The 20,764-nt window shown below is 40.5% G+C and carries 17 protein-coding genes; 13 read left to right on the top strand and 4 right to left on the bottom strand.

Going from position 1 to position 20,764, the window contains the following annotated elements:
• Nucleotides 1-26: 26 nt before the first annotated feature.
• From G500_RS0118895 to G500_RS0118880, 4 genes are all read right to left on the bottom strand, one after another.
• Nucleotides 27-605, bottom strand: a complete 579-nt coding sequence (locus G500_RS0118895) for a hypothetical protein (protein ID WP_027003679.1) — start codon at nucleotides 603-605, stop codon at nucleotides 27-29.
• A gap of 74 nt (nucleotides 606-679) precedes the next feature.
• Nucleotides 680-1,615, bottom strand: a complete 936-nt coding sequence (locus G500_RS0118890) for a mevalonate kinase family protein (protein WP_027003678.1) — start codon at nucleotides 1,613-1,615, stop codon at nucleotides 680-682.
• Nucleotides 1,616-1,742: 127 nt separating this feature from the next.
• Nucleotides 1,743-2,291 carry an acyl-CoA thioesterase gene (locus G500_RS0118885; protein ID WP_027003677.1) on the bottom strand — a complete coding sequence of 183 codons (549 nt, stop codon included), beginning with the start codon at nucleotides 2,289-2,291 and terminating at the stop codon, nucleotides 1,743-1,745.
• Nucleotides 2,292-2,301: 10 nt separating this feature from the next.
• On the bottom strand, nucleotides 2,302-3,615 hold the full coding sequence (locus tag G500_RS0118880) for a M28 family metallopeptidase (RefSeq protein WP_154657229.1): 1,314 nt from the start codon (nucleotides 3,613-3,615) through the stop codon (nucleotides 2,302-2,304).
• A 252-nt stretch (nucleotides 3,616-3,867) separates the two neighbouring features.
• On the opposite strand from G500_RS0118880, the gene G500_RS0118875 reads away from it, so the two are divergent.
• From G500_RS0118875 to G500_RS24250, 13 genes are all read left to right on the top strand, one after another.
• On the top strand, nucleotides 3,868-4,260 hold the full coding sequence (locus tag G500_RS0118875) for a response regulator (RefSeq protein WP_035758187.1): 393 nt from the start codon (nucleotides 3,868-3,870) through the stop codon (nucleotides 4,258-4,260).
• A 21-nt stretch (nucleotides 4,261-4,281) separates the two neighbouring features.
• Nucleotides 4,282-6,147, top strand: coding sequence for a tetratricopeptide repeat-containing sensor histidine kinase (locus G500_RS0118870; protein ID WP_086047974.1), 1,866 nt, complete (start codon nucleotides 4,282-4,284; stop codon nucleotides 6,145-6,147).
• A 92-nt stretch (nucleotides 6,148-6,239) separates the two neighbouring features.
• Complete coding sequence (locus tag G500_RS0118865) at nucleotides 6,240-7,835, top strand: tetratricopeptide repeat protein (RefSeq protein WP_161626163.1); 1,596 nt, start codon at nucleotides 6,240-6,242, stop codon at nucleotides 7,833-7,835.
• Nucleotides 7,807-8,652 (top strand): sensor histidine kinase, encoded by an 846-nt coding sequence (locus tag G500_RS0118860; RefSeq protein ID WP_154657227.1) that lies wholly within the window; start codon nucleotides 7,807-7,809, stop codon nucleotides 8,650-8,652. The genes G500_RS0118865 and G500_RS0118860 overlap by 29 nt, the downstream gene beginning before the upstream one ends.
• 30 nt (nucleotides 8,653-8,682) lie before the next feature.
• The gene (locus G500_RS0118855; protein ID WP_027003671.1) at nucleotides 8,683-9,663 is read left to right on the top strand and encodes a polyprenyl synthetase family protein; all 981 of its coding nucleotides are present in this window, start codon (nucleotides 8,683-8,685) and stop codon (nucleotides 9,661-9,663) included.
• 281 nt (nucleotides 9,664-9,944) lie between these two features.
• Complete coding sequence (locus G500_RS0118850) at nucleotides 9,945-12,377, top strand: ATP-binding protein (protein ID WP_027003670.1); 2,433 nt, start codon at nucleotides 9,945-9,947, stop codon at nucleotides 12,375-12,377.
• A gap of 192 nt (nucleotides 12,378-12,569) precedes the next feature.
• Nucleotides 12,570-13,307 carry a LytR/AlgR family response regulator transcription factor gene (locus G500_RS0118845; protein ID WP_027003669.1) on the top strand — a complete coding sequence of 246 codons (738 nt, stop codon included), beginning with the start codon at nucleotides 12,570-12,572 and terminating at the stop codon, nucleotides 13,305-13,307.
• A 223-nt stretch (nucleotides 13,308-13,530) separates the two neighbouring features.
• Nucleotides 13,531-13,860 carry a hypothetical protein gene (locus G500_RS26090; protein WP_161626162.1) on the top strand — a complete coding sequence of 110 codons (330 nt, stop codon included), beginning with the start codon at nucleotides 13,531-13,533 and terminating at the stop codon, nucleotides 13,858-13,860.
• Nucleotides 13,775-15,331 (top strand): tail fiber domain-containing protein, encoded by a 1,557-nt coding sequence (locus tag G500_RS25310; RefSeq protein ID WP_086047973.1) that lies wholly within the window; start codon nucleotides 13,775-13,777, stop codon nucleotides 15,329-15,331. The genes G500_RS26090 and G500_RS25310 overlap by 86 nt, the downstream gene beginning before the upstream one ends.
• A 46-nt stretch (nucleotides 15,332-15,377) precedes the next feature.
• Nucleotides 15,378-16,994: a DUF7151 family protein gene (locus G500_RS25305; RefSeq protein ID WP_027003666.1), complete on the top strand. Its 1,617-nt coding sequence runs from the start codon at nucleotides 15,378-15,380 to the stop codon at nucleotides 16,992-16,994.
• Nucleotides 16,995-17,076: 82 nt separating this feature from the next.
• Nucleotides 17,077-17,628, top strand: coding sequence for a phage tail protein (locus G500_RS0118825; protein WP_027003665.1), 552 nt, complete (start codon nucleotides 17,077-17,079; stop codon nucleotides 17,626-17,628).
• 79 nt (nucleotides 17,629-17,707) lie between these two features.
• The gene (locus G500_RS25300) at nucleotides 17,708-18,826 is read left to right on the top strand and encodes a hypothetical protein (RefSeq protein ID WP_051203898.1); all 1,119 of its coding nucleotides are present in this window, start codon (nucleotides 17,708-17,710) and stop codon (nucleotides 18,824-18,826) included.
• A gap of 295 nt (nucleotides 18,827-19,121) precedes the next feature.
• Nucleotides 19,122-20,764: HYR domain-containing protein (locus tag G500_RS24250; protein ID WP_035758112.1), on the top strand; the 1,643-nt coding region annotated here is incomplete at its 3' end.

Here is a 20,764-nt window from a genome sequence, read left to right as displayed (position 1 = left end):
GATTTTTTAGGGCTTGAATTGAAAAATTAGGCTTCATATTTTTCAAACCACTCATAAAGCGGCTCAAAATCGGCTAAATCTGCCACAGAAATCGCAACTTGCTGTTTATCAAAATCTTGTGGCGAAAGGGAACTATAAAAATCGGGCTGCCCCTCGATGAAAACCCTTTCTAAGCCTTCAAAGCCAATGGCTTGCAAGCCCTCCACATTTAGTTTCTGCCACGCCTGCCCGCTCTCACAAGCCAAAATGAGTTGCGAAAAGTTGGCAATGGGAAAGACTGCGCTTTCCACTTTCGGCAAGGTAAGCCGCAGGGCAAGCGTTTTTTCTATTTTTGCAGCCTCAATTTCTGCCCTATTTTTTATATAAAAATCATTATCAAAAACAAAACCTGCTACAAAATCATAGCTCTCCCAATCTGACAGAGGCGGATTTTCTACCCAAATTTCCACGCCTTGCAGCCAACCGCAAATTTCTTTTAAATCGGACAAGCCAAAATCGGCAGCGCGAAAACTGCAAATGGTAGCTCCCATGCCTGCTGCAAAACGCGCCGTATGCAAGTCGGGGATTTGTGAGATAAGCGTTTGCGAAAAAGAGTAGTGCATCATATCAAATAAAAAAAAAGACGGTCTTGAAAGTTTGTTGTGAAAGCTATTTTTCAGAAAGCAAAAGTAGCAATTTTTCACAACTCACAAACAATGCGAATTTGCTGCTCGGCTAATAGCGTCTTGGTTTTTTCTAAATTTTGTGTAAAACCCAAAATAAAACCACCACCGCCTGCTCCACAAAGTTTTAAGTTGTAATCATTTGTTTGTAAGCCTTGTTTCCACATTTTTCGGTACAAAGTTGGAATCATGGGCTGCAAATTTTTGTACTGAAAATAAGAAAGTTCTTTTAGTGTATCAAAAAGCGTATCGAGTTGGGCAGTGAGTAGCGATTTAATGCAGGTGTTATTATATTCAATTAGTTTATCAACTTCAAAATTATCGCTCTTGCATTTTTCTAAAAAAAGACTCACCAGCGGCTCTGTACGGCGTGCGCGTCCTGTATTGAGGATAAAAATAGCCCCTCTATCTCCCTTAAAATCAGGCAGGGAGGTAGCCTCTATTTCGCTCTTGTTTTTGATAAGCAAGGGGCGATTGAGGTAGCATATCAGCGGGTCGAAGCCAGAACTTGACCCATGAAAGTGGCTTTCCATTTTAGCAAAAATACGCTTTAATTCTAAAATTTCATTTTGGGTAGGAATATGCCCATTGATTTTAATTTTATTTCGCGCATAGCCGTAATAAAGTGCTGCTGTGAGTGCGCCCGAACTGCCTACGCCAAAACCCTGCGGAATCGTAGATTCGAAAAAAAGCCCCTGCTCGAGGTCGAAATGCAGGGAGGTAAAATCGAATTGTACGGGAAAATCATCTTGTTTCGTTAATTGTTCTAAATATTGAACGAAAGTGCGAAGTTCCTGATTCGATTGTAAGATTTTAGAAGATACCTGCGTTACATTTTTAAAAATAAGCCGCCCTTGAAAAAGGTCGTAAGGCAGAGCTAACCCCATCGAATCTTTGATGATGCTATACTCACCAAAAAGCAATATTTTGGAATTAAAATAGGGATTTTTCACGTTCAAATTATTAAGATAAAAGCGAAATTCAGTAGCAAACCCTCTGCCTAAATGGTAAGGATTTGCTTTAAACCTTTTAAGGCTCAAAATGTTTTGGCAAGCCTTTGCATTTTGGCAAAAGTGTCGCTTAGGATTGCCTTTTTTTAGCCCTGTAATATTGTTGCAAATCTTGCAATCTTTGGTCGAAGGTTGTATCCTGTGCTTCAAATTCTTTCAGGCGGACGGCTTCAAAAAAAGTCTGAATTTCAGGGTCATGCTTGATTCTTCGCCCTGTGGTGGTATCAAAAAATGCCAAACGCATCCAAAAAAGCGCATGTAAGTTTTGCTGCTCTTTATCCAACATTCTACCCTCGACAATCGCTTCATAGTCTGAAAAATAGACCGTTGCCGTCCTGACCGTAACCTCGCTGCCGCAAGCCACAGCGCGTAGATAAGCAATTTCATTTTTTAAAATGACCCAACCTTTTTTCTCTTTTTGGATAAAATCGTAAAGCGACACCCCATAATCGTGCGTAACCTGATTATCACGTGCATTGAGAAAATAATCTAAGTAGCGAATATTATTGAGATGCCCAAAAGGGTCGCAATCCTGAAATCGCACCAACATGTGGGAAGTGGAAAGCGGCTCAAAATCTTTTTTGAGCGAAGTCAGCGAAAAGACAGGTGAAGCACTCATATATTTGAATTTAAAATTTAGACATAAATTGAATCAATAGCGCAAAAGTTTCCTCAAAGCGCGTCAGCGGCAGCGTTTCGGGGCGGTCGTAAATGTCGTGATAGGCTTGTATGCCGCCCGTAAGGTAGATAAAAAAGCAAGGCACGCCTGCGCGGAAGAAAAAGTAATGGTCAGAATTGGGAGCTTCGCCACGTGAGAGAATTTGAGGTAGAAACTGTTTTTCTCTATTTATTTCTTGTAATAATGCAAATTCTTTTTCAAAAATTGTTGCATTTACAACCGTTGCGCCTGTATCGCCTGTGCCAAGTAGGTCTAAATTCATTAAAAACTTAATCTGTTTGAGTGGGAAATAAGGATTTTGTACGTAATACAAAGAACCTTTTAATCCTATTTCTTCTGCGCCAAATGCAATAAAAGCCACAGAATAATCGGCAGGATTTGCCTTGAAATAGGCGGCTAATTCTAAAAGCATCGCCACTCCGCTGGCATTGTCGTTTGCGCCTGCAAAATAATGTTCGGGACTAACGCGCCCCAAATGGTCGTAATGTGCTGAAAAAACGAGCCACTGTTGCGGATTCTTCTTTCCTTTCACATATCCAAGCACATTTTGAGTGGGATATTGGGGCAAAGTTTGGTGTTGAAGTTGAAATTTTGCCGTAACCTTTTTACCTTTCTCTTTTTCTATTTGATATAAAGAATCAAATATTTTTTTACTAACTTGAAAAGTGGCAGGGGCAAATCCTTCGGGTGAAAGGGTCGCAGTTAGCTTGTTTTCTATGCTCAAAACCGCCTTGCTGGTATAGAAATGGCGCAAAATTTCAGGTGCGTGTTCTACCACCTTACCATAAAAATTGGCAGGATAGGCTACTATTTTTTTAGACAAATTTTGATTTAAAAATTGAGTTTGTGCAGTTTTGTCTTTTAAAAGAAAGGTCATTTGTGCCGAGTCGAGGTAGTAAATTTCGCCCTTGCCTTTGCCCGAAATAGAGATAGGATTCACCAAATAATCTTTGCCCACAATTAGCTTTTCTTTCTGTAACTGTATCTTTTTTTTAGAAAAAGTGTTCACCGAAATTGTGAAATTTTGAAAATAAGTTGTCCCAAATTTTTCTAAGCCTATCTTTTCAAATTCAGCACTGATGTAATCGGCAGCCACTTTATCGCCTTTTTGCTCATATCCGCGCCCATGCATATCAGGAGCGCAAAGCCTTGCAATGTGTTTGCGTACCCGTAGCGAATCGGGTTTCTGCCCCCAAAGTGGTGCATAGAGAAGGCATAAAGCTGCAAAAAAAATTAAGAGTTGTATTTTTTTTTGTTTTTTCATGGCAATTAAAGTCTTATTCAAGTATATGACAAAGCTACTCTATTTTGTCATACAAGACAAGTAAAATTCTGTTCTTGGGCTATTTTTTCTCAAAAAATCAGTGTAGAGGATAGACAAACGGCTCAAAATAACCCTTTTAATGATATTTCAAAGGCTCTTTTGACAAGAGCAGATGCTTTTTTGCTATCTTTGCGTGAGTGCTTACCCTTTTTTAAAAAAAATATCCAAAAAACATCAAATTTTACCCCCATTATGGACATCACTACCAAACATCGTCTGGTCTTGCTCATTGATGATAGCGAGATGGACAACCTCATTACACAAAAAACCTTACAAGCGGCAGGCTTGGCGCAAAAAGTATTTGTTCATTCCAACGCAAAAGTTTCGATAGAGTGGCTTGGCAAACAGCTCACCAAAGGCAATTTAGACCAAAACTTTCCGACCCTCATTCTCTTGGATATGAATATGAGCGGCATGGACGGTGCGGCTTTTGTAAAAGAATTTTCAAAATTTCCCGAAGAAGTACAAAAACACTGCGAAATTAAATTTCTTTCCTCCGCAGCCCATCTAAGAGATGATATGCAAAGTCTGATGAGCGAACACAAGTTCGTTACAGGTCTTATTCAAAAGCCCCTGCAAGTATAGACTTTTTAATCTTCAATTTTAATGGTAGTTTTTATTTCTATACATGTGTATAATTTGAAAACTTTTTGTATTCAGATTATGCTGATGCTCTTTCTTTTTCTTTCAAATTCAGAACCAATTTACTGCCAAACGCCCCAAAAAGTTTCAGTGCCTATTCCGACTGCTCTTTCGGAAACAGAAAAAAAACAGGTGCAGCAATACAAGGAAGCCGCACAAGAACGCACACAAGAGAGGGATTTTCGAGGAGCAAGCGACCTCATGAACAAGGTAGCCCTAATTTATTGGGAACACAAACAAATACATAAAGCCATTGCGTATTTTAACCATTCTTTGCTTTTAAATGAAAATGTAGCAAATAAAAGTGGGCAATATGGCATTTATAGCAACTTAGCCATGCTTTATTCTGATTTGCATTTATACGATTCTTCTTTGTATTTTTTTCAGAAAAACTTAGAAGGCAGACGAAAAAATGGCAATTCAGAAACGGTTTTATCTTCTTTACTCAACATTGCCGTTGTGCAGAACAACCTCAAAAGGTACGACGAGGCGGCGACTTCGCTGGAAGAAGCCCTTAGTTTAGCCAAAGAGCGCAACGATTTGGAGCAAATTCGCAGTTGTTATGGCATGTTGGCGGAAACGTATCAGCGAAAAGGCGATTTGGAAAAAACACAATTTTATTTCAACTATTACCGTACTTTTCACGAATTAGTGCAGCAAGAAAAATTGAAAAAATTACAAACCGATTCGGAAAATCAGCAAAAAATCTTACTTTCTGAAAAAGAACAGACGGAATTAGCACTGTTACAAAAAGAGTTGGAGGCGCGTTTGCGATTGGTAGAGTTGGAAGAAAAAGATTCTACTATTCAAGATTTAGCACAAAATTATACCAAAAGCGAATTAGCAAGGCAAATTTTAGCCCAAGAAAAAGAGATTCAAGCCGCCCACTTTGCGGAAAAAGCTGCACAAAAGGAGGCAGAATTGAGCAAACAGCGCAACTTAACATATTCTTTTCTGCTCACGACGCTTTTTCTTTTGGTAGTAGCGATTTTGATATTTTTCAATATGAAAGAAAAAAAGCGTAATAATAAAAATCTTATTGCTAAAAATAAGCAAATCGCCGAACAGAGTGCCAAATTAGAAGCCCTAAACCAGACCAAAGACCGCCTTTTTTCTATTATCGCACACGATTTAAAAAGTCCTTTCCACTCTTTGAAGGGTATTTTAGCCTTAGCCCAGCGCGGACTTTTCACCCAAAAAGAATTTGAAAGTGTTTTAAAAGAACTTTCTACCAACGTAAATGTCAATTTACACCTTTTAGAAAATATGCTTTTTTGGGCAAAAAATCAAATGCAACAAGCAACTATATTGCCTGAAAAAATATTGCCACAAGAAATTATGACTCATATTAAAAATAAAAGTAAACTTTTTGAAAAAAATTTAGAAGATAAAAAACTGACATTAAAAATTAAAATATTATTGGAAGAAAGCATTTGGGCAGAAAGGCAGGTCTTGGCACTTTTGCTGCGCAATCTGCTTGCTAATGCGATAAAATACGCCTTCGAAGGCAGTGAAATAGAAATAAAAGTAGAGAAAATCGAGCAAAAGCACAAACCAATGGCACTTTTTACGGTTTCGAATCAGGGCTTGGGCATCGAAGCAAAGCAAAAAGAAAGGCTTTTTCTACGCCTTGCCGATTCACAACAAGGAACGGCAGGGGAAAAGGGAACAGGCTTAGGATTGCTACTTTGTCATGAATTTATCCAAAAAAATGGTGGTATGATTTGGGTAGAAAGCCAAATGCTACCCGAAAAACAAGAAAATGGCGCAGAACAAACGCACCTTACCAAATTTTATTTTACTTTGCCACTTTTAGAAACAGAAACATAGACTAAAATTTGTTATTGACGGTAAAATCCTTATTTTTAGAGCCGTTAGGCAAAATGAAAATTATTTTGTGTTATGCTCAAATTGTTATAAAAATGCGCAATCTTTTTTTGACATTACTTTTCATCTACTTTTTTACTTTATTTGGACAATCATCAGTTTGGTGTCAGCGGCAAGCCCTTGATAGTCTGACGCAAGTTTTATCGAGCCAGAAAATAAGTGCAAAGGAAAAAATAGATATTTTGAACCAAATAGGAAAATATTGGCAGTCGGTCAATTTGGATACGGCGTTATTGGTCTGCCAACAAGCCTACACAGAAAGCCTTTCCATTGGGTATGAAAATGGTGCGGCTATGGCAAAACGAAATGAGGCAATGTATTGGTACTATACAAACAACTATAAAAAAGGATTAGAAGCCATGCAAAAAGCCAACTATCATCACCAACAAACAGAAGATTTCGACGGACAAATTGTTACTTTTAATAATTCAGGACTTTTTCTAAGACTTTTAGGAGATTTAAAAGAAGCTATTGTAGCTTACAAAAAAGCTATTTTATTGTATGATAAAACAGATAAAAAGCAACTTTTTTTTGCAACTTATACGGGCTTAGGTGCGTCCTATCAAGGTTTGGGGCAGTATAGCGAGGCTTTACCCTATTTTGAAAAGGCTTTGCGCATCTGTGAAACCTCAAATGATACGTACAATTTGCCAGCCGCTCTTAGCAATTTAGGCAATATTTTCTACTATCAGAAAGACTTTAAAGAAGCCTTAAAATATTACAAAAAAAGCAATTATATTGCTACCACTGCCGCCGACATCGCCTTTGCCTGCAACAACATTGGCGCAATCTATTTACAAGAAAAACAATATGACAGTGCTGCTTTTTATTTAAAAAAAACAATAGAAATTTCTCCACATGCCTCTTTAAAACTTATGGCTACCAACAATTTGGGGCTAACTTTTTACGAACAAAAACAATATCAAGCTGCTTTACAAACCTTTGAAGAAGCACGCCAAAAAGCAGAAGCAGCAGGTGACAAAGCCCTATTAGCTATGATTTTCAACAACTTAGCGGCAAACTACAATCAGACGAAGCAATACCAAAAGGCGGTAGAAAATGCCGAACAAGGTTTGCAAATTGCCAAAGAAATCAATGCGATGGCTTCTATTGCCGATAACATGGGCAGTTTGGCAGTGGCTTATGAGGCACTTGGGGACTTACAAAAGGCACTTTTCTATCAGAAAGCACAGCAAAATTATCGCGATAGTTTGTTTAATATAGAAAAATCAAACCAAATAGATGCCCTGCTTTTGGAGCGCAAAAAATTAGAAAATGAGCGTTTGGAACAAGAAAATCTTTTACAGAAAAAAAGTTTGGAAAATGAACGATTAGAAAAACAAGACCGCGAGCGAGAGCTGCTTATCCTACAAAAACAAGCCGAAGCCGACCGTCTTTTTGCCTTAGCCCAGCAAGAAAAAGACAAACGCAAAGCCGATAGCCTCTATAATCAGGCGCAAAAGGCACAATTAGAAGCGCAAAATCTCAAAATTAGGACAGAAAAAGAACGAGCGGAAAGCCTTTTGCAAATTTCGGAAAAAGAAAGTGAAATCAAATTGCGAAATTATGCTTTGTATTTAGGTTCTATAATTGTTTTTTTTATTGCTTATCTTAGTTTTGATAGTGTATAGGCAGCGCGAAAGAAAGAAGCGAGTTAATCGGATTTTATCAGAAAAAAATGAAGAAATTACGACACAAAATGAAAAGTTGGCGCAACTGCATCAGACCAAAGACCGCCTTTTTTCTATTATCGCACACGATTTAAAAAGTCCTTTCCACTCTTTGAAAGGCATTTTAGCCTTAGCCCAGCGCGGACTTTTCACCCAAAAAGAGTTTGAAAGTGTTTTAAAAGAACTTTCTACCAACGTAAATGTCAATTTACACCTTTTAGAAAATATGCTTTTTTGGGCAAAAAATCAAATGCAACAAGCAGCTATATTGCCTGAAAAAATATTGCCACAAGAAACTATGACTCATATTAAAAATAAAAGCAAACTTTTTGAAAAAAATTTAGAAGATAAAAAACTTACATTAAAAACTAAACTATTATTAGAAGAAAGCATTTGGGCAGAAAGGCAGGTCTTGGCACTTTTGCTGCGCAATCTGCTTGCTAATGCGATAAAATACGCCTTCGAAGGCAGTGAAATAGAAATAAAAGTAGAGAAAATCGAGCAAAAGCACAAACCAATGGCACTTTTTACGGTTTCGAATCAGGGCTTGGGCATCGAAGCAAGGCAAAAAGAAAGGCTTTTTCTGCGCCTTGCCGATTCACAACAAGGAACGGCAGGGGAAAAGGGAACAGGCTTAGGATTGCTACTTTGTCATGAATTTGTCCAAAAAAATGGTGGTATGATTTGGGTAGAAAGCCAAATGCTACCCGAAAAACAAGAAAATGGCGCAAAACAAACGCACCTTACCAAATTTTATTTTACTTTGCCACTTATCTGAAAACTGCTTTTTTTTTCTTAAACCCAAGACATGAAAAATCCTACGCCCGAAGTGCTTTTAGAAGCCCTTGAAAAAGACATCGTCGCGCTCGAATTTGGAACAAGTCCTGCTAATTTATACGACCCCTTGCGCTACATGATGCAATTAGGCGGCAAACGGTTGCGCCCGATGCTTTGCCTATTAGCTTATCAACTCTTTGATAATCAGTGGCAAAACGCCCTTGTGCCTGCCATTTCTATCGAGGTTTTTCACAATTTTACGCTCATACACGACGATTTGATGGACAATGCACCCCTTCGTAGGAATCAGGCGACGGTGCATCAAAAGTGGAATCCGAATGTGGCTATTCTTTCGGGTGATGTGATGCTTGTCAAAGTGTATGATTTATTATTAGAAAAAGTGCCACATATTCATCTCAAAACGGTCTTACAAGCCTTCAATCTCTGTGCCGCGCAGGTTTGTGAGGGGCAGCAGTTGGACATGGATTTCGAGACCAGCGAAGGCATCAGCAAAGGCGATTATTTGAAGATGATAGAACTCAAAACCGCCGTTTTGTTGGGTTTTGCCTTAGAATTGGGCGGAATTTTGGGGGGGGCAAATAGTGAAGAAGCCCATCTTTTGCGTAAAATTGGGATAGAGGCAGGAATTGGCTTTCAGTTGCAAGACGATTTTTTAGATGTCTATGGCGACCCCAAAACCTTTGGGAAACAGGTAGGCGGCGATATTATAGAAAACAAAAAGACCTATTTGCTGCTCGATGCCTTAGAAAAAGCCAAAGGCGAAACGGCAAAAGAACTGCAATATTGGCTACAAGAAAACCAAAAACCCGCCGAAAAAGTGGCTGCAATACGCCAAATCTACGACCAACTCGAAGTAGGAAAAGCGACCAAAGAACGCTACCAAGCCTATTTTACCCAAGCCGTCTTAGGCTTAGAACGCCTGCCCCTTTCGGATACGCGCAAAAATCCGCTACGCAATCTGTTTCACACCCTTTTTATGCGGGAGAAGTAGCTCTTTAAATCAAAAACTAACTTCTTCACTAAGCGAAATAAAAAACTATCTGAAAATTTTAAAAACATTTCAGGTAGTTTTTGCTTTGTAGAAAATTATTTTGTATTTTGCCGCAAATAGGATTCAGGGCTATCAATTAGAAGAGAAACTTTATTTTTTATCTTATTTAACTATTTTTTATATAATAAAATATATAAAGTTTTCTCTTAAAAATATCATTTTTTCTACCTACACGATAAAATTCTATCTAAAAATCTCCCTTCGCTCATATCCCTCGCCACATGAAAACGATACTCAAATTTTTTCAATACTATTTCCTAATTGGGAGTTTTTATGCTTGCCCATTTTCTATTTTTGGACAAAATGCCTTGATAGATAGCCTACAAAACATATTACAAAAGAAATCATCTACAAATTTTGAGAAAATAAATATTTTCAATGAATTAAGTAAACAACTTATAAGTCAAAATTTAGACTCTGCGCTCTATTTTAGCCAACAAGCATACGTTTTGAGCTGCGAAATCGAGCATGAAAATGGTGCGGCTATGGCAAAACGAAATGAGGCGATGTATTGGTACTACAAAAGCGAACACAAAAAAGGTTTGGAAGCCATGCAAAAAGCCCACTATCACTATCAACAAGTAGGAGATTTTGACGGACAAATTATTAGCCTTAACAATTCAGGACTTTTTCTAAGGCTTTTAGGAAACTTAGAAGAAGCTATTTTATCCTACAAAAAAGCTATTTTATTATATGAAAAAATAGATAATAAACACCTGCTTTTTACAACTTATACAGGCTTAGGTGCATCATATCAGGGTTTGGGACGGTATAACGAGGCTTTTCCCCATTTTGAGATGGCTTTGCGAGTCTGTGAAACATCAAACGATACAAACAACTTGCCTGCTGCGCTTAGTAATTTGGGAAATATATTCTACTACCAGAAAGATTTTAAAGAAGCCTTAAAATACTACAAAAAAAGTAACTATATTGCTACTACTGCCTCCGACATTGCCTTTGCTTGTAATAACATTGGTGCAATCTATTTACAAGAAAAACAATATGATAGTGCTGCTTTTTATTTAAAAAAAACAATAGAAACCTCCCCCCATGCCTCTCTAAAACTTATGGCTACCAACAATTTGGGGCTAACTTTTTACGAACAAAAACAGTATCAAGCTGCTCTACAAACCTTTGAAGAAGCGCGAAAAAAAGCAGAAGCGGCGGGCGATAAAGCACTTTTAGCTATGATTTTCAACAACTTAGCCGCAATCTATAATAAGACAACGCAATATCAAAAGGCAATAGAAAATGCCGAACAAGGGTTGCAGATTGCCAAAGAAATCAATGCGATGGCTTCTATTGCCGATAACATGGGCAGTTTGGCAGTGGCTTATGAAGCACTTGGGGACTTACAAAAGGCTCTTTTCTATCAGAAATCACAGCAAATTTATCGTGATAGTTTGTTTAACATAGAAAAATCAAACCAAATAGATGCCCTGCTTTTGGAGCGTAAAAAATTAGAGAATGAACGATTAGAACAAGAAAATCTTTTACAGAAAAAAAGTTTGGATAATGAACGATTGGAAAAACAAGACCGCGAGCGAGAGCTTCTTATCCTACAAAAACAAGCCGAAGCCGACCGCCTTTTTGCCGAAGCTCAACAAGAAAAAGACAAACGAAAAGCCGACAGCCTCTATAATCAGGCGCAAAAGGCACAATTAGAAGCACAAAACCTCAAAATTAGGGCTGAAAAAGAACATGCCGAAGATTTATTGCGCTTAAATGAAAAAGAAACACAAATTTTATTAAAAGAAAATGAAATTAAATTACGAAACAATGCGCTTTATTTAACACTGCTTATTTTGGGCTTGCTGCTTGTTTTGGTTGTTGTGATTTACCGTCAGCGAGAGCGAAGGAAACAAGTCAATCAAATTTTATCAGAAAAAAATGAGGAGATTTCCATACAAAACGAAAAATTAGAGAGCCTCAATCAGATGAAAGACCAACTTTTTGCCATCATCGCACACGATTTGCGAAGCCCCATTATCGCCTTTCAGGGTATTTCGAAACAAATAGACTTCTTTTTGCGCAAAAATAAGCCCGAACGCATACAAGAATTGGGGGTCTTGATTCAAGATGCCGCCGAAAATGTAAATAATTTGCTGACTAATTTGCTTAATTGGGCGTTGGTGCAAAAGGGAGAAGTTTCATTTCAACCACAAAAATATGATTTATATTCGCAAATAGATGAGATTATTCGCACCTACACGCCTTTGAGTATTTCGTATCAAGTTTCGTTGGAGGCGCAACTTGCGCCTGCCCCCGAAGGTTGTTTCATTGAAGCCGACCCCAATCACGTGCATACCATTTTGCGAAATTTGGTGAGCAATGCGCTCAAATACACGCCTGAAAGCGGTAAAGTAAGCCTCAAAACTGTTTTTGAGGGAAAAACGGTTGCGCTTTACATCAGCGACACAGGTAGCGGCATGCCCGAAACGCAAATCAAACGCCTTTTGGCACAAAGCCAAGAGCCAAATCAAATTCAATCCGAGCGCGGACTGCGAGGCGAAAAAGGGGTAGGCTTAGGGCTAAATTTGTGTAAAGAATTTGCAAATCTGAATCATATCGAGCTTTCAGTGGAAAGTAAGTTGGGCGAAGGGACAACTTTTAGGCTGAAATTTCCTATCCCAAGTCAAGAAAAAGCCTTGTAGTTATTTTTTACCTAAAAATTTCTACGGCACTTTTTAAATCTTTCACGCCTCTAAAAAGACTTTCTACGCCATTTCTGCCTTTTGAGAAAACCTTTTTTACTTTCTTGCAGCCTTTAAAAACCTTTTAAAGTGCCTTCAAAAGGTGTTTTTTCCTAATTCAAACCACCACAAACCCACCATAAACAAAGAAAGATGAAAATTCTTGCCGTAGAAGATGAAAAATTATTTGCTTTCACGATTGAGCAAATTATTGATGAGCTGGGCTATCAATTAGTAGGCATTGTAGATAATGCCGAAGAAATGTTGCGCCTTTTTGCCGCCAATAAGCCCGATTTGGCACTGATAGACATCAATATCAAAGGTTCGATGGACGGTATAGAGGTGGCGCGAAGGATAAGTCAGTCGCAATTTGCTGTGCCGATTATCTTCATTACTTCTTTTAGCGACCAAAAAACCTTTGAAAGGGCGCGTGAGGTGCGTCCTTTTGCCTATATTGTAAAACCTTTTGATGAAAAAATGCTACAAAGGACGATAGAAATTGCCCTTTATCGCTATGCAGGCAAAGCCTCGATGCAAGACGAAAAAGTAAATTGGCAACAAGATGTCATGGTGCGCGATAGTTTTTTTGTCAAGACGGGAAGCCGCTTAGAAAAAGTAAAGATAAGTGAAATTTTATATGTAGAAAGTAATGACAAATACATAAAATTATATACAGAAAAAGATGTTTTTTCTATTCGCATGCCTTTAAAAGAGCTATCCGAAAAACTGCCCCTGACCGAATTTGTGCAGGTACATAGGAGTTATATCGTTCAGGCTGCCTACATAGAGGATATAGATTTGAAAGAACAAATGCTTACGCTCAAAAAACATAAAGTGCCGATTAGCAAGAATTTTTTAGAGCCACTTTTAAAGCGTTTAAACACCATTTAAACCGTCGCCGAGGGCGTTGCCCGTCGGCGAGGTTTTTCAAATTCTTTCTTTTTTGTGGCGTTGCCTGCACTGATGTTAAATTCTAAAAATTAGGGGCGAATATAGAGATAAGGTATTGCCTTATCCGCAGTGAGATTAAAATAAAAAAGGCTTTCAGACCAAATTTTATTTCCTTTCTAATTTGATAAAACAAAGCCTTTGGCAAAACTTAACATTGCTGACATTGCTCCTCGGCGCGGTTTTTCAAACCCTTTCTTTTCAGCCTGCGACCCATTTTAGGTATCGTTTTTTTACAAAAACTTATTTTTTCAAACGCCTCGCCGAAGGCTTAAAATTTTCTACGCCACTTTTTCTATCATTTCGCGGACAAAAAACGGCTTTTTACGCCACTCTCGAATTTGGAATTTTTAGGCTTTGCATCTTGCAGACGATTTCAAGCCATTTCTCTTATCCCCAATCTATTCTCTATGCTTACGATACAAAAACTTCTACTGACGCTCTTTTTTACGCTTGCTGCCTCATTCGCTTTCGCACAAGGCGTAGCCATCAATAACGACAACTCTACCGCTGATGGCTCGGCTATTTTAGACGTAAAAGCAACGGACAAGGGTATGCTCGTGCCGCGTGTTGCCTTGACAAGCACCGCAACTGCCGCACCGGTTGCCGCACCCGCCGCTTCACTTTTGGTCTATAACACCGCAACCGCCGGCGACGTAACCCCCGGTTTTTACTTTTGGAACGGTACGGCGTGGGTACGCTTGCAATCAGGTGCGTCAGCCGCAAGCGGCTGGGGATTGACGGGTAATGCAAGCACAGCCACAGACTTTATTGGCTCTATTAGCAACGAACCTTTTGTGATTCGCACCAATAACACCGAAAAAGCTCGCCTAACGCCTAAAGGCATTTTGGAACTTGGGCAAGGTACAGATGGCAGTATCCTTATAGGAAAAGATGCGGGCTTAAATGCTGATTTGCAAATTGATATATTTGGAGATGGTTCTTTAATAGTAGATGCTAATAATATGTTTGTTGGTTATCAGGCAGGATATAGCAATATGTCGGGACAAAATAACCATTTCTCAGGTTATCAGGCGGGGTATTCCAATACAACGGGAAGTCAAAATTATTTTTCAGGCTATCAGGCGGGGTATTCCAATACGACAAGCGGTAGCAACTATTTCTCAGGCAATTATGCGGGCTATTCCAATACAATGGGGGCTTTAAACTATTTTTCAGGCAATAGTGCAGGATACGATAACACAACAGGTAATGCCAATACTTTTGTGGGAAATAACACGGGAAGGAATAATACTACAGGTTACAGTAATTCTTTTTTTGGAAGGCAGGCAGGCAATGGCATTAGCACCGGTATTGAGAATACCGTTATTGGTCACAATACTTTAACGGCTACTGCAAACCATATTCAAGTTACGGCTTTAGGGGCTAATACCAATCTTACTACTGCCCGCACCAACGTAACACTTTTGGGTTTTGGAATCGCTAATGCACAATGCACGGCAAGCAATCAAGTGCTTTTGGGCAATACCGCCGTATCACAAATCCGCGCACAAGTAACCGCGATTACCGCTTACTCGGACGCACGCTACAAAACAAACGTAAGCAGTAACGTAAAAGGTTTGGATTTCATCACACGCCTCAATCCCGTAACCTACAATGTACGCCCTACCGAACTGCATAAAATTTGGGGAACACCTGATTCGCTTGTAAGCAAAATAGACCACAGCGAAATCGAAAAAACACGTCAAATGGGCTTTTTGGCGCAAGAAGTCGAAAAAGCGGCAAAAGAAGCAGGCTTCGATTTTACGGGGATTGATGTGCCGACTAACGACAAAGAAGTCTATTCCTTGCGCTACACTGATTTCATCATGCCTTTGGTGCAATCCGTGAAAGAGTTGAACGAGAAAAATAAAACACTCGAAACTCAAAATGCAGCTTTGCAGAGCGAACTCAGTTCAATGAAAGCTGAAATTGAGCAAATCAAAGCTTTGTTGAAAAAGGATTAAAATTTTTATAATAAAATCAAATATTTAATCATAATTTTTCAAAATAATGAAAAAAATAATTTATTCCGCAGCCTTACTCTTAGGCTTGCTCGCTTTCAAAAACAACGCTTTCGCACAAGGCGTAGCCATCAATAACGACAACTCTACCGCTGATGGCTCGGCTATTTTAGACGTAAAAGCAACCGATAAGGGCATGCTTGTGCCGCGTATGACACAAGCGCAACGCGACCTTATTGCCACACCCGCCATAGGTTTGCTCATTTTCCAAACAGACGCAACGGCAGGGTTTTACTATTTCAATGGTACAGTTTGGGTGTTCATAAACGCAGCAGGCGTAGCCGGTCCCGCAGGCGCAGCAGGAGCAAATGGTACGAATGGCTTAAATTCTCTTTCCCTGACCACTGCCGAACCCGCAGGCGCAAACTGTACAAATGGTGGCGTAAGAATTGATTTTGGCTTAGATGCCAACAACAACGGAACACTTGAAGCAGGCGAAATCAATGCAGCACTTACGCGATACGTCTGTAACGGTGCAGCAGGGGCGACAGGCGCAATGGGATCAGCAGGACCCATGGGAGCGACAGGAGCAGCAGGCGCAAATGGTACGAATGGCTTAAATTCTCTTTCCCTGACCACTGCCGAACCCGCAGGCGCAAACTGTGCCAATGGTGGCGTAAGAATCCAATTTGGCTTAGATGCCAACAACAACGGAACACTTGAAGCAGGCGAAATCAATGCGGCACTTACGCGATACGTATGCAATGGTGCAAACGGCGCAGCAGGCGCAGCGGGACCTGTGGGAGCGACAGGAGCAGCAGGACCAGCAGGACCCATGGGAGCGACAGGCGCAATGGGACCAGCAGGACCCATGGGAGCGACAGGAGCAATGGGACCAGCAGGACCCATGGGAGCGACAGGAGCAGCAGGCGCAAATGGTACGAATGGCTTAAATTCTCTTTCCCTGACCACTGCCGAACCCGCAGGCGCAAACTGTGCCAATGGTGGCGTAAGAATCCAATTTGGCTTAGATGCCAACAACAACGGAACACTTGAAGCAGGCGAAATCAATGCGGCACTTACACGATACGTATGCAATGGTGCAAACGGCGCAGCAGGCGCAGCGGGACCTGTGGGTGCGACAGGAGCAGCAGGACCAGCAGGCGTAGGTGTACCCGCAGGAGGAACAGCAGGGCAAGTGTTAACGAAAATCGATGGCACAGACTATAATACACAATGGGCTACTCCAAGTGGCGGCGGCAGCACACCTACCTTGCAATTGAGAGTACCCCAAACGGGAGGCATAAGTTACACTGTCGCAGGCTTTGAAACAGTGGCTTGGGGAACGCCTACAACGAATGTGTCAAGTCAGTTTAATACAACCACAGAAACTTTTACGGTAGCTACTACGGGTCTTTATTACATCAACGCATATTTTGCAGCATCTTCCTTACCTAAAGGTCATAACCTATTTTTAGAGGTGAATGGCACTTCTATTTCTCGTGGTACAGCGACAAATATTACCGAACCACTTATAACTGGTAATGTTCATGTAACCACCTTTTTAACCGCTGGTGATGTTGTGCGAATAAGAGTTCGTCATAATAATACAAGTGCAAATACTTCTGATGCCTCAGGTTTTTTTGAGGTCATTAAACTCAACTAAGCCTGCATTTGGGTAAAGTAAAAAACGAGGTCGCTGAAAATCGTACTGAATAGAGTAAGCACAACCATTTATTTTTTCAAATATGTTAGAAGCATTCATCGGTTCAATTGTTTTATTCGCAGGGAATTTTGCTCCCCGCGGCTGGGCTTTGTGCGAAGGGCAAATATTGCCAATAGCTCAAAACACTGCCTTGTTCTCTATTTTGGGAACTACTTATGGTGGGAATGGTCAGACTACTTTTGCTCTGCCCGACTTGCGTGGACGTGTGCCTCTTAGTCAAGGTCAAGGTCCTGGATTACCAAACATTCAATTAGGAGAAATGGGTGGACAAGCAACTGTTACGCTCATAACACCCCAAATACCTGCTCACACTCATACATTACAGGCTGCGAATGGAGCTGCAACGACAAGTACGCCTCAAAATGGCTTACTTGCTACTTGGAATGGTACAGAAGATTCGGAAGGAACAAATGTAACAGGACATTCTTTTGTTACAGGAGCAACGCCAACAACAACTCTTGCCCCTACCTCAATTGGTTCGGCTGGTGGTTCACAACCACACAATAATATGCAGCCTTACTTAGGTTTGAATTACATCATTTGTTTGGAAGGTATTTACCCTTCAAGAGGTTAGTTTTCAACAAACTGTTTAAAACGAGGAGGCTGAAAATCGTACTCAACAGAGTAGGCACAATTCTATATTTTTTTTACAAATGGAAAATCTGAGTTTGGAAGAATCTCGCAAATGGATATTCAAGTTGAATATTCACAACGCAACAGGAAAAACACTTGAGGTTGACGACCCTCGGCTACAATGGGGATTTTGGTACCTCAATAACGTTGATAACAGAGCTCCTATCAATGTTCCGTCAGGTAAAACAATCGAGGTATTGGGCATTCGTGCCGCAGATGGCACATGGACAGGGTATGAATGTTTTTGTCGATGGAAGTCAGATATTGGCTCAATAGAGTTGAAAGTGGATGTTCCTTTTTCTGGAAGTAATAAATCTCACTTAAAATCATTTGGCTTCCTTCGTGTTGAAGGTTGGGAAGACCTTCCCCCCAAGGGACACGAGTTCACAAGAACTATAACCATAATGGCATTATCCGATTCAGAGCAAGAGCAAGCTATTAACTTTGATAACGAATATGCCGAATATCTTTCCCTAATGAACCATGAAAGTGAGATGGTACAAAATTGGGAAATGTTTCGTGAGGAGATAAAGGCTACACACCAATTTAACCCATACGATAAAATTCCTTCAACATATCAATACCCACCTAAAAAAATCTACGTAGGGCGTAGCGAGGTTATTGAAATTGATAAACGCGAATGGGATGGCATAGGTGATGCAAAATACCAAACCTTGTATGAGAAAGAATACTTTGTCAAGAGGTATTTTGCCGTAGCTGGATACGCTATCAATACAAATCCTCGCGAAACTCAATCTATTCCCGCAGGTGTTAGTGTCTATACTGAAAGGACAGTAGATGTTCAATCGAGCATCAAAGAAACACTCGAATCATTTTGGTCTCTAAAAGTTAGCCTTGAGGCAGAGTCCAACAACAAAGTGTTAGGAAAAAAACTTGCGGCTAAACTTGAAGGCACTTTTTCTCAAAAAAGCGTTTTAGAGAAATCATCTTCTACTTTTGAAAGAAATACCCAAAAGGTGACAGTTGATAAATCTGCGCACGACAGATTATTTGTGCCTTGGGTCTTTTCACAATCCATCCTTATCTATAGGGAGAAAAAAGATGGAACTTTCGGTTTGGTTGCTGTTTCAGAGTGGGCAGACCTTATAGTAGATAAGGTGTATTCTGATAAGGGCTAACAGAGTAACTTACCTGCGACGTAAAGTTTGCTTTGCTCTCCTTCCTGTAATCTTTTTAGGGAGAACAACCAATTTGTTCTGGTAGCGAAAGCAAATCAAAGTAGATAAGTTATCATTAAACTTTAATTTTCATATATAAATTTAACAAATAAATTATAAAAAATAATTTATTTATTAAATTTATTAAAAATTAGTTTTATAAGTTTTTTATTTGTAATACAAATAATCCTCAAAAGACATTTTTACCTAAAACACCTACCTGCCTCTTCAAATGAAACTTCTAAATTTTACTCTCATGAAAAAAATAATACTGCTTCTGCTGCTTTTGCTGACGGTGCTGCCCTTAAAGGCGCAGTTTGTCAGGAACGAAGGGGCAAGCATACAAATCAATACAGGTACTTATGTACGCAGTGGCGAATGGACAAATGCCACCGCTACTTCTACTACCGCCCTAAGTGGCGAACTGCTGCTAACACAAGACTTGGTCAATAACGGTACTTTTGCAGGTGCAAATGGTTCTTGGTTGCGCTTTGTGGGTGGTGCGCTGCAAAATGTCGAAGGCACAAATCAGATTGCTTTGTCAAATTTGCAAGTCAATAACGGAGGCAATCATTTACAACTACAAAATCAGGTCTTGATAAATACACAATTAGACCTGACAAATGGACACTTGTTTTCCGATTTGGCGACCATCTTCTTTTCGCCTACTGCCCTCAATCCCGCAGAAACCAACGCCAATCGCATCATAGGTACTGCCGTCATGCAGGCGCGTCCGATTGGAGTAGGGGCGATGCCTACTTTCCTAAACGCTACTTTGGGTGCTGGCGCAGATGTGGGCAACGTTACCCTTACACGTCGTACAGGGACGCAAGGCATTATTAACATAGCAGGAAATACGAGCATTGCCTCCTATTGGACTTTCGAAACTACCGCTGGCGGCACGCGCGATTTGACACTCTCTTGGCTTTCCGATTTAGACAACGGCAAAGATTTGACCCAATTACAGCGTTGGCGCACGGCTTCCTATAATACGATTGCTGCTCCTTGGGAATTTCGGTCTGATTTGGCAAACCTAAGCGCACGGACACACACACTTGCGGAGGCTGCCCTACAAAACTCTTGGACATATTCTGACGCTGCCAATCCTTTGGGTCTGATAAGATGCGTCGACAACCAAACTGCCAACACAGTCGCTCTTGCTTGTACTTATACCCATAGCGACAATACTTGGAACAGTACCGTCAGTGCTATCGTAACAGGACTAACCTACGACCTCACTGGGGCAACAACGGCATCTGGACTTACCACCCTAAACGGCGCAGTCTTCAATTTAGGCGTTACCACCGTTACGGCTACTGCCGTAAGTCCTACGCTCTCACAAAGTTGTAGTTTCACCGTTACGGTTTCGGATAATGTAAATCCGACCATTACCGCCCCTGCTGCTGTCAATGTCAATGCTGACGCTACTCTTTGTACCGCTTCGGGTGTGGCTTTGGGAACGCCTACGACGGCAGACAACTGTTCTGTGGCTTCGGTTACCAATAATGCACCTGCTACTTTCCCACTTGGCAATACTACCGTTACTTGGACAGTAACAGACGGAAGCGGCAATATCGCAACGGCTACGCAAGTTGTAACCGTTACGGATAGCCAAAATCCGACCATTACCGCCCCTGCTGCTGTCAATGTCAATGCTGATGCAGGACTTTGCACCGCTTCGGGTGTGGCTTTGGGAACGCCGACGACGGCAGATAATTGTTCTGTGGCTTCGGTTACCAATAACGCACCTGCCATTTTCCCACTTGGCGCAACTACCGTTACTTGGACGGTAACAGACGGCAGTGGAAATACCGCTACCGATACCCAAATCGTAACCGTTACGGATAACCAAAATCCGACCATTACCGCCCCTGCTGCTGTTAGTGTGAATACCGACGC

It is taken from the genome of Hugenholtzia roseola DSM 9546 (assembly GCF_000422585.1).
Taxonomy (GTDB): Bacteria; Bacteroidota; Bacteroidia; order Cytophagales; family Bernardetiaceae; genus Hugenholtzia; species Hugenholtzia roseola.
Note: the sequence above shows the minus strand (reverse complement) of the source record. Positions and strands in the feature narration are given on the sequence as shown.

Bases quoted from the DNA above. Each gene is read 5' to 3' on its own strand.
- G500_RS0118895 (WP_027003679.1), bottom strand. From the start codon at position 605: ATGATGCACTACTCTTTTTCGCAAACGCTTATCTCACAAATCCCCGAC.
- G500_RS0118885 (WP_027003677.1), bottom strand. From the start codon at position 2,291: ATGAGTGCTTCACCTGTCTTTTCGCTGACTTCGCTCAAAAAAGATTTT.
- G500_RS0118880 (WP_154657229.1), bottom strand. From the start codon at position 3,615: ATGAAAAAACAAAAAAAAATACAACTCTTAATTTTTTTTGCAGCTTTA.
- G500_RS0118875 (WP_035758187.1), top strand. From the start codon at position 3,868: ATGGACATCACTACCAAACATCGTCTGGTCTTGCTCATTGATGATAGC.
- G500_RS0118870 (WP_086047974.1), top strand. From the start codon at position 4,282: ATGGTAGTTTTTATTTCTATACATGTGTATAATTTGAAAACTTTTTGT.
- G500_RS0118865 (WP_161626163.1), top strand. From the start codon at position 6,240: ATGCGCAATCTTTTTTTGACATTACTTTTCATCTACTTTTTTACTTTA.
- G500_RS0118855 (WP_027003671.1), top strand. From the start codon at position 8,683: ATGAAAAATCCTACGCCCGAAGTGCTTTTAGAAGCCCTTGAAAAAGAC.
- G500_RS0118850 (WP_027003670.1), top strand. From the start codon at position 9,945: ATGAAAACGATACTCAAATTTTTTCAATACTATTTCCTAATTGGGAGT.
- G500_RS0118845 (WP_027003669.1), top strand. From the start codon at position 12,570: ATGAAAATTCTTGCCGTAGAAGATGAAAAATTATTTGCTTTCACGATT.
- G500_RS25310 (WP_086047973.1), top strand. From the start codon at position 13,775: ATGCTTACGATACAAAAACTTCTACTGACGCTCTTTTTTACGCTTGCT.
- G500_RS25305 (WP_027003666.1), top strand. From the start codon at position 15,378: ATGAAAAAAATAATTTATTCCGCAGCCTTACTCTTAGGCTTGCTCGCT.
- G500_RS0118825 (WP_027003665.1), top strand. From the start codon at position 17,077: ATGTTAGAAGCATTCATCGGTTCAATTGTTTTATTCGCAGGGAATTTT.
- G500_RS25300 (WP_051203898.1), top strand. From the start codon at position 17,708: ATGGAAAATCTGAGTTTGGAAGAATCTCGCAAATGGATATTCAAGTTG.